Annotated in this window: 13 protein-coding genes; 4 read left to right on the top strand and 9 right to left on the bottom strand. The window is 37.5% G+C overall.

The genetic code is table 11. The annotated features are described in order from the left end of the window. The 5 genes from NIE88_RS10425 to NIE88_RS10405 all read right to left on the bottom strand — a co-directional run. Positions 1 to 243, bottom strand: a 243-nt coding sequence (locus NIE88_RS10425; RefSeq protein ID WP_253061890.1) for a hypothetical protein, incomplete at its 3' end; no start/stop codon positions are given. 3 nt (positions 244 to 246) lie between these two features. After that, complete coding sequence (locus tag NIE88_RS10420) at positions 247 to 1,014, bottom strand: ORF6N domain-containing protein (RefSeq protein WP_253061888.1); 768 nt, start codon at positions 1,012 to 1,014, stop codon at positions 247 to 249. Beyond that, a complete protein-coding gene (locus NIE88_RS10415) occupies positions 1,014 to 1,211 on the bottom strand; it encodes a hypothetical protein (RefSeq protein WP_253061886.1) in 198 nt (65 codons plus the stop codon). Before NIE88_RS10415 ends, NIE88_RS10420 begins: the two co-directional genes overlap by 1 nt. After that, on the bottom strand, positions 1,208 to 1,489 hold the full coding sequence (locus NIE88_RS10410) for a DUF771 domain-containing protein (protein WP_253061884.1): 282 nt from the start codon (positions 1,487 to 1,489) through the stop codon (positions 1,208 to 1,210). The genes NIE88_RS10415 and NIE88_RS10410 overlap by 4 nt, the downstream gene beginning before the upstream one ends. Positions 1,490 to 1,494: 5 nt before the next feature. Then, positions 1,495 to 1,722, bottom strand: a complete 228-nt coding sequence (locus NIE88_RS10405; protein WP_253061882.1) for a DUF7667 family protein — start codon at positions 1,720 to 1,722, stop codon at positions 1,495 to 1,497. An 80-nt stretch (positions 1,723 to 1,802) separates the two neighbouring features. Here NIE88_RS10405 and NIE88_RS10400 point away from each other — a divergent pair, with 80 nt between their 5' ends. After that, a complete protein-coding gene (locus tag NIE88_RS10400) occupies positions 1,803 to 1,985 on the top strand; it encodes a hypothetical protein (protein WP_253061880.1) in 183 nt (60 codons plus the stop codon). Here the strand turns inward: NIE88_RS10400 and NIE88_RS10395 are convergent. Together NIE88_RS10395 and NIE88_RS10390 are read right to left on the bottom strand one after the other, a co-directional pair. Continuing rightward, complete coding sequence (locus NIE88_RS10395; RefSeq protein WP_253061878.1) at positions 1,982 to 2,197, bottom strand: hypothetical protein; 216 nt, start codon at positions 2,195 to 2,197, stop codon at positions 1,982 to 1,984. The genes NIE88_RS10400 and NIE88_RS10395 overlap by 4 nt on opposite strands. A gap of 1 nt (position 2,198) precedes the next feature. After that, positions 2,199 to 2,444, bottom strand: a complete 246-nt coding sequence (locus tag NIE88_RS10390) for a helix-turn-helix domain-containing protein (protein WP_253061876.1) — start codon at positions 2,442 to 2,444, stop codon at positions 2,199 to 2,201. A 157-nt stretch (positions 2,445 to 2,601) separates the two neighbouring features. Between NIE88_RS10390 and NIE88_RS10385 the strand changes: the two genes are divergently transcribed. The 3 genes from NIE88_RS10385 to NIE88_RS10375 are packed head-to-tail and all read left to right on the top strand — an operon-like array spanning position 2,602 to position 4,783. Then, positions 2,602 to 3,309, top strand: coding sequence for a LexA family transcriptional regulator (locus NIE88_RS10385; RefSeq protein ID WP_253061874.1), 708 nt, complete (start codon positions 2,602 to 2,604; stop codon positions 3,307 to 3,309). Between the two features lie 13 nt (positions 3,310 to 3,322). Continuing rightward, positions 3,323 to 3,631 carry a DUF1827 family protein gene (locus tag NIE88_RS10380; RefSeq protein ID WP_253061872.1) on the top strand — a complete coding sequence of 103 codons (309 nt, stop codon included), beginning with the start codon at positions 3,323 to 3,325 and terminating at the stop codon, positions 3,629 to 3,631. Between the two features lie 30 nt (positions 3,632 to 3,661). Beyond that, positions 3,662 to 4,783: a site-specific integrase gene (locus tag NIE88_RS10375; protein ID WP_253061870.1), complete on the top strand. Its 1,122-nt coding sequence runs from the start codon at positions 3,662 to 3,664 to the stop codon at positions 4,781 to 4,783. A 473-nt stretch (positions 4,784 to 5,256) separates the two neighbouring features. Here the strand turns inward: NIE88_RS10375 and NIE88_RS10370 are convergent, their stop codons facing one another. Both NIE88_RS10370 and NIE88_RS10365 read right to left on the bottom strand, forming a co-directional pair. Continuing rightward, positions 5,257 to 5,853 (bottom strand): HEPN domain-containing protein, encoded by a 597-nt coding sequence (locus NIE88_RS10370; protein ID WP_253061868.1) that lies wholly within the window; start codon positions 5,851 to 5,853, stop codon positions 5,257 to 5,259. Next, positions 5,843 to 6,895: a ParA family protein gene (locus NIE88_RS10365; RefSeq protein WP_253061866.1), complete on the bottom strand. Its 1,053-nt coding sequence runs from the start codon at positions 6,893 to 6,895 to the stop codon at positions 5,843 to 5,845. Before NIE88_RS10365 ends, NIE88_RS10370 begins: the two co-directional genes overlap by 11 nt. Positions 6,896 to 7,391: the final 496 nt, after the last annotated feature.

Raw genomic sequence — 7,391 nt, 5'->3', positions numbered from 1 at the left:
TGTGCCAAGGAAATCATCAATCATAAAGATGAAATTCAAGTTACTCTCTGCTTCTTCCGGAGTTAGATGCTTTGGCTTGTGGAACCCAATGAGATACTTGACGGCATATATGGCAACTTTTTTCTTTTCGTCCGGCAGGAAGTCGCCTGTTCCCCGATCCTTGGCAGCCTTTTTAATCACTCGAGACAACGCACGAAAATATGCTTCATGGTACTTCTCAGATAATTGCGCGTTTCCTTTCATTCCTTAAACCTCCACACCGTATTTAATGGCAAAGTCCTTGACGACTGCCAAATAAACCTCAATTACTCGCTTGTCGTCAGCAATCACATCGACCTTAGTCAATTTGTCCTGTGCGGTCTTGCTCGCCCCTTCGTATGCCAGGCGTTGCCGTTTATTGATCAAACGCCGTTCGAGATCGAATCCGCCACGTCGGTCAACTTCCTTGTAAATGGCCGTTCGGACATCTTTAAAGGCATCGGCTCCGCCGTCTTTGAGGGCAATTTTGCTAATGAGCTTCTGAGTATCCTGACGCCAATTACTTGAGTTCAGGCCAACAACTTCTTTAATGCCATCTACTTTTGCGTTCAGTCGATTTTGTTCGAGCTCGTGATTTTGCAGCGTCCGCAAAATGCTGTTGGCCATTTGTAGTTCTGGGCTCAACTGTGATTCATCAATCTGTGGACGGGCGACAAAATAGGTTTCTTCAAGATTGTCAAACTGTTTCCAAGCTTCATCAGTATCTAGTAGCTTGCAGTGGCGGCTTGCACCGCGCTTGGTCCATAAATATAAGCTGGATGCATTTTTCCCAACCAACCCAACCGTATTGGGTTGGTTCTTAAAAAGCCTTAGATCGTCACCTGTCAGTAGAATAAAGTGCTTCCCCTCAACAAATTTATCTTTGTTATTTGCAAAGTTCATCTGAATATTCTTTACGTCAGTGTTATAGGCTTCAGCGATTTGTTCTGTGGTCAAAACACGCTGATTTTTATAATTAACTATCCTTGGATTCATTATCTTTCCCCCTCCCTCTGCTTCACACTAATTTCAATGGTTTGCCGCCGCCCATCCATGACTGACAAATGAATCCGCTTGTCCGCGAATATCGTCTGCATTCTTGCAACCTGAAAAGCGGTATTCATCGCTTCATAAAGCGTGCTGAATCGCTTTTGCTTATATCCGTGAATATGATCGATGACGCGATAGCTCATCCAGAAGCCACCTTCTCGCGCTGCCATTTGTGTCGACGATCATAGCGAAGAATGTCAGCAAAGTATGTCTCAAGAAATTCTTTCATTTCTGAGGCAATGAATTTCCACATGTCACCTTTACGTTCAGGATAATAAACACAAGCATATTTTCCGCTGCCTTCAATATCCAACATTTTTCGGTATTCAGGACGAAAGAGAATGTTTTGTAAAAGCCAGTCGTATTTGTAACCTGTCGCTTCCTCAAGGTCTTTCATCGTCCACCAAACCTTTTCGGGCATATCAATCAACTCCTTTCTAGTTTTTCAAGTTCAGCACAAATTTCCATTTCCCAATCATAATCGGCGTTGCAATGTGCAATAAACGATAGACTTTCAAGGTCCTCACGCTTCCGCATTCTGTTCGTCAGCCATTGGTGTGATTCTTTTAGTTCTGCCCGCTCCCGCGAGCTGAGTGCGTCTCCTGATAAGATTTGACCGACGAGATCAAGTAATCGTTTCTCGACGGCGTGCAAATTTGTTCACTCCTTTCTCCCGCCTCTTTGATAAAATGGAAATGGCAACCAACCAATCCACTTGAAAAGAGGTGATAGTAATGAAAATTGATCCCACAGAATTCGCTTTAGCTGTTGTAGCGGCTAATCCGAAAAAGGAAAATGAAGATATTGAAACTTATCTTGATTCTCAGCTTGCCCTGTATAAAGCCTCCTTCGAGAAAATTAAGTCAGGCGACCCCACTGGAAATAAAAAACGGAATACTGATTGGCTAAATAGTTAATGTATTCTAATGTAAGGATCCTCCTTGAAATTGTGGTTGGACGCGATCAATTGGCATGCTCTTGCCAATTGATTTTCTGTCCACCCTTTTTTTATTGCGTAATGATAAAGTTCATCGGCGTCAAACAAGCCAATATAATGCGACAAATAATCACCACCGAGCTTAGTCATCTGCTTCAGCGTTTCGTCATCCAAAATAATTTGCTTTGGCATTTCAGCTCACCTCTTCTTTTTCCATTCGTATAGTACGGATAAATTCGTACTTCTTGCCAAAAAAAATATTATTGGTTGGGAAATGGTACACGTTTGGAATCATCCTAATAAATGAAAACGGAACGTCAGATGAATCATTTTCGTAAGCAGCAAGTGTTTGTTCATGAATGTGAAACAATGGAGCCGCTTCTTTAAGCGTATAACCCGCATTTCTTCTTGCAGCCTCAAGAGTGATCATAAGTTTCATTTTCTCAACTCCTTTCTTTCACGATTAAATAATATACGATTTTATTCGTACTGTCAATGAATAAAATCGAATTATTTTGTTTATCTTAATATAAAAGTCTTTATTTATACGATTTAATTCGTTATAATATAGAAAACAACTAAAGGGAGCAGTTACAATGGTTCGTCCAAACAGAACAATTCTTGATGAGGAAATCGCTCGCCAAATATCATTTAATCTAAATAAAATTATCAGCAAGAGAAAAATCACTCAGGCTGATCTGTCTGCTTTAAGCGGTATAAGTAAAACAACGTTGAGTGGATACTTTACTGGTACTTCCACTCCTACACCTGGAAATAGTCAATTAATTGCGGATGCACTAAAAATAAACAAAGAGGATTTTGATCCTCGCTTTTCTTCTCATCTTATTAAATCAATAGGTTCATATTCAGACAATAAAATTGTTGAGCTACCACTATATGGTGATATCGCCGCAGGAGCGCTTTCAACTCTTGCCCCGATAACAAAGAATGATATTGAACATATACAGGTGCCTATCCAATTCTTCAATGGCCACAGTCGGATAGATGCGTTTGCTTTGCACGTAAATGGTGAAAGCATGAACAAAATCATTCCTAATCACTCATATGTGATCTGTCTCCCACTTGAAAAATCTAATCTGAGTGATGGACAAATTGTGATTTTCTCTCATGATGGAGAATACAGTATGAAGCGATTTATCAATAACGCTGAGGATGAAGTTCTGATTTTCAGACCAGAATCCAATGATTCAAAATTCAGGGACATTGTCATCGATTATGATACGACGCGTGATCTCAAGATCTATGCGAAAGTAATAGGATATTATGTAAATCTTGAAAAATGAAAGGATGAAAATGATGAAGTTCAAAGATGTAACCAATGAACGAAAAAATGACCTCCCCTTATCCGTATTAAAAAACAATGGCATTGGTGATATTTCAGCTAAATTTTATGTGAAGGGGAACACTGAAATATTGTTTTCAAAATCAACATCTGCACACGGAATTGATGAACACATTAGCATTCAAAATATCGAACGACCTATACGAAAAAATGAGATTATATATGCTCTCTTCAAAATCATGAAGCACTCTCCTGATGAAGTACATATTACAATGACGCCAACCGCCACTGGAACAATACATATTCATTATCCTAAATCTTGATAGAACAGTTATTTGAAAGGGGTGAGAACAATGTCGGTCAATCAGGATAAGAAAACAAAGTTGTGGTACTATCGTCTGTCTTATAAAAAGAGAAACGGAAAGTACTCAACCAAAAATGAATCTGGGTTTAAAACAAAGAAAGAAGCGGCTCTCGCTGAATCTCAAATGGCTATTTTGCTAAACAAAGGAAACGATATAACCGCCTCTGAACGGCTGTTTCCGGTGCACATGCGCGAATGGTACGAAATATACCGAAAAGGGAAAAATTCGCTAGATAATGATCGCGACATCGATCGATCTGTGCGCTTTGCTGAAGAACATTTTGCTGGTGTAAAAATGAAGGATCTGACGCGGTCAATGTACCAACAAGCACTAAATGAATATGCTGAAAATCATTCAACTGCATCTGTTAAAAAACGTCATACGTATATGAGAGCCTGTATTCGTGACGCTATTGAAGACGGAATAATCTTCAAAGATCCAACTTATCGCGCCCAGACTAAAGGAAAAATTCCTCCCAAAAATGAAAACCTCAAATTTCTTAGTGAATTTGAGGTCAAAAGGTTAACAAGGGAACTATTAAGCGATCTAAAACCTCGTTTTATTTCACGATACATTATTCTATTCGGTCTTGCAACGGGCGCACGTTTTGCTGAAATATTAGGCATGACATGGGACTGTATTAACTTTAAAAATAGAACGATCACAATAAATAAAACATGGGATTATCAGGACACAAAGGACTTTGGCAACACAAAAAATTATTGGAGCAAAAGAACAATTACAATTGATGATCAGACATGTAAAATTTTAGAGCAACTGAAAAAGAAACAGACTTCGAATATCAAGAATCTTGTCTTCGTCAATACAAAATCAGAGCTTGTATCCAACAACGCTGTCAATAAGTGTCTCAAAGGACTCTGCCGAAAATTAAACATGCAGGAGATGACCTGCCATTCATTGCGGCACACTCATGCATCCTTATTAATTTATCGTGGCATCAATATTAAATACGTTTCAAAACGTCTAGGCCATAAAAATATTGTGACAACTCTTCAAACCTACTCACATATTCTCGACGAAATGGAGCAGAAAGAATCTCGTCAAGTTGATGATATGATGAGTCAAATCTACAAATCCAATGCAAAATAAATGCAAAATTATTTCAAAAAGTATCGGATTGCGTCGGTTTGAGAAAGTTAATGATGCATCAACAAACCTTGATATAAAGGGATTTTCAGAAAATCCATCCGAACGTGTCGGATAGTAATAATGGCCCTGGCAGGAATCGAACCTGCGACGCACGGTTTAGGAAATGGTTGACGGGTGTTGCGGTAAGTTCTATTAAATCTCAATAAGCCTTGATAATACTGGATTTTGAGTGTTTATTGTAGCGATAAAATTTATTAAATTTTAAAAAGTTTTGATGAATTTTGCACCCGATTTGCACCCATTTATTTCATGAATGTCGCCGACTGAAAACTAGGGAAAAAGACTGAAGTCTTCTGTAAGTAAACCTTCTTAATACACACTAAAACACGACTGAACTCAGTCTTCAATACAAAACTTCGTGTGTTTGCCCAGCGGTGTACAATCTAATTCTGAATCTAAGGCATCGAACTGTATTATGTAATCAACGCATCAATGCTTGAAACGAGTTTACTTAAGAATTCACGACATTCCAATACTGTCTGCTCATCAATATCACGAGGAAAACCTGTATTGTACTCAACATCTGCTTCATGGGCAATTTGATTTCTTCTCTTAACAATCAATGATAACCTGCGTTTAACATTAATGGCTGAATCTTCCATGAAAGGAATTACATCTGTCCAAATTTTTTTTATGTGGATTAAATTAAGTGCATATTCAACACCTCGGGGAGACTGGTAAGAATCTTTTTCAAGAACTTTTCTTAATTCAGCATCAAAAATCTCTTTTTGTACTGTCTCATCATCTTCATCATGTATCATTTGAAAAACAGGCACCGGGAACGCCAAATTAGATGCTACTTCCGCCCCACCAAAAAATAACTCCCGAATTCGTCTTCGGACGATTTGGTGGAGATAATTATCAAAGGCACTAACAATTAAAACATATTCCGCACGCAAAAGTGCATCGGCATCCACTAATGATGCGTTATTATTAATGTATTGATATAACGATGTGAGACTTTGCAATGAAACAATGTGACTTTCAAAAAACTGCTTTTCAATGCTCATCGCAAGTCAACTCTAAAACGCGAGTAGCCAACGCTTTATATAAAAATTTAAACCACTTGAGGGTTCTTTCTTGCCCATTGTGAAGCATCTCTTTATTCAGTCTTACATTAAATACTGGAGTTGAGGTTGCATTAGATATTGCAATTAATTTGTTGAAATTTGAAATTTGAGCTAAACAATACGAATCTGGATAATCAATACTCTGATTTAGTGAACTATCTTTCATATGTTGATAGGCCGTCTTATACTTGCGATCATCCATAAGCATCCCGCAGCTATTAAAAGATGGTGACAATGATTCAACAATTTTATCAGAAATGCTAACCATAAATCCTCTAAAAGAGTGCTGAGGGCGTCCATGACTTAGATTAAAATCATTAATTGTATAGCCCAAAAATTTAGGTGTGGTAAAAGGTAATGGGTATGTAGAATCCTTAAAAAGCGGGCGCGCTTTTGTTCCCCACTTTTCCCAAGAAGGAAGTACTCTATTTAAGGAATCAATAGACATCAATGAAAATAAATCAGGGGATGCAGGAATAATAAAATAATCTGAAGAAATAAAAATATCTTGATTAATCGCACTTAAACTCGGGTTCATGTCATAAATAACATAATCAATATTATATTTTTTGGCGGTCTCATTCACAAGGTAATTAATTGAACCTGGCAAATTTTCCATAGAACCGAATGCACTGGATAATTGCATTGCTATCCCTAACTGAACTTCGTTCTCCGTAAAGTCCAGGTGGCCAGGGAGCAAATAAAGATTTTCATTAATTTTGGGACATTCAATTGCTTGAATCAATCGAGGTTGGGACTTAAACGCAGGGAGTAAAGCACTATAAATGTTCTCTTTCGATTTGTTAAGATAGTGCTTTTCAAAATTCTCCTCGCCCAAAGCGTACATTGATAAATTGCACTGTGAATCAGTATCAACTAACAATACTTTTTTATTAAGTTGAGACAAGCTCCAACCTAAGTTAAAGCTTGTTGTTGTCTTTGATACTCCGCCTTTATGATTAAATATTGCTATTTTTTGCATTTGATACTGCTCCTTCAATCATTGAAGATTTGACGTTTATTCTAACATTTTCCGACACATCTGTCCAAATTTTCAAAACATCTATTTTTCCTACCGCGAGCGCCCAGCCCAATATCAATTCTGTAATCTTGCATCGAGAATCCATTCCTACTTTGAATAAAATTCAAACAGGAATCGATCTTCAGGGAACAATATCAGTCTTTACAGAAATAAATTGATTTTCAGAGGTTCTTAATGATTGTCGTTATTCATTGCTTCTCAGTCTTACCCTACTGCGTTATAACACCTTTTCGGAAAAGAACTTTATTTTCATAAATCATTAGGTTTGGATCACAAGCTAAAAAAAAGTCAAGAAAAAAGATAGGAGTTAGACCCATGAATTAATGATGTAAAAATGCTTTCACAATCTAAAATAATTGGCAAATAACTTGAAATTAAGTAAACATAATTTCTTTTATAGAATTTTATAGAATAAGTATAAAGGATCTGGGTTAAA

The sequence above is a fragment of the Sporolactobacillus shoreicorticis genome (genome assembly GCF_024125445.1).
GTDB lineage: Bacteria > Bacillota > Bacilli > Bacillales > Sporolactobacillaceae > Sporolactobacillus > Sporolactobacillus shoreicorticis.
Note: the sequence above shows the minus strand (reverse complement) of the source record. Positions and strands in the feature narration are given on the sequence as shown.

Coding starts and splice junctions, on each gene's coding strand:
- NIE88_RS10400 (WP_253061880.1), top strand. CDS start 1,803: ATGAAAATTGATCCCACAGAATTCGCTTTAGCTGTTGTAGCGGCTAAT.
- NIE88_RS10420 (WP_253061888.1), bottom strand. CDS start 1,014: ATGAATCCAAGGATAGTTAATTATAAAAATCAGCGTGTTTTGACCACA.
- NIE88_RS10410 (WP_253061884.1), bottom strand. CDS start 1,489: ATGCCCGAAAAGGTTTGGTGGACGATGAAAGACCTTGAGGAAGCGACA.
- NIE88_RS10375 (WP_253061870.1), top strand. CDS start 3,662: ATGTCGGTCAATCAGGATAAGAAAACAAAGTTGTGGTACTATCGTCTG.
- NIE88_RS10385 (WP_253061874.1), top strand. CDS start 2,602: ATGGTTCGTCCAAACAGAACAATTCTTGATGAGGAAATCGCTCGCCAA.
- NIE88_RS10380 (WP_253061872.1), top strand. CDS start 3,323: ATGAAGTTCAAAGATGTAACCAATGAACGAAAAAATGACCTCCCCTTA.
- NIE88_RS10370 (WP_253061868.1), bottom strand. CDS start 5,853: ATGAGCATTGAAAAGCAGTTTTTTGAAAGTCACATTGTTTCATTGCAA.
- NIE88_RS10395 (WP_253061878.1), bottom strand. CDS start 2,197: ATGCCAAAGCAAATTATTTTGGATGACGAAACGCTGAAGCAGATGACT.
- NIE88_RS10365 (WP_253061866.1), bottom strand. CDS start 6,895: ATGCAAAAAATAGCAATATTTAATCATAAAGGCGGAGTATCAAAGACA.
- NIE88_RS10390 (WP_253061876.1), bottom strand. CDS start 2,444: ATGAAACTTATGATCACTCTTGAGGCTGCAAGAAGAAATGCGGGTTAT.
- NIE88_RS10415 (WP_253061886.1), bottom strand. CDS start 1,211: ATGAGCTATCGCGTCATCGATCATATTCACGGATATAAGCAAAAGCGA.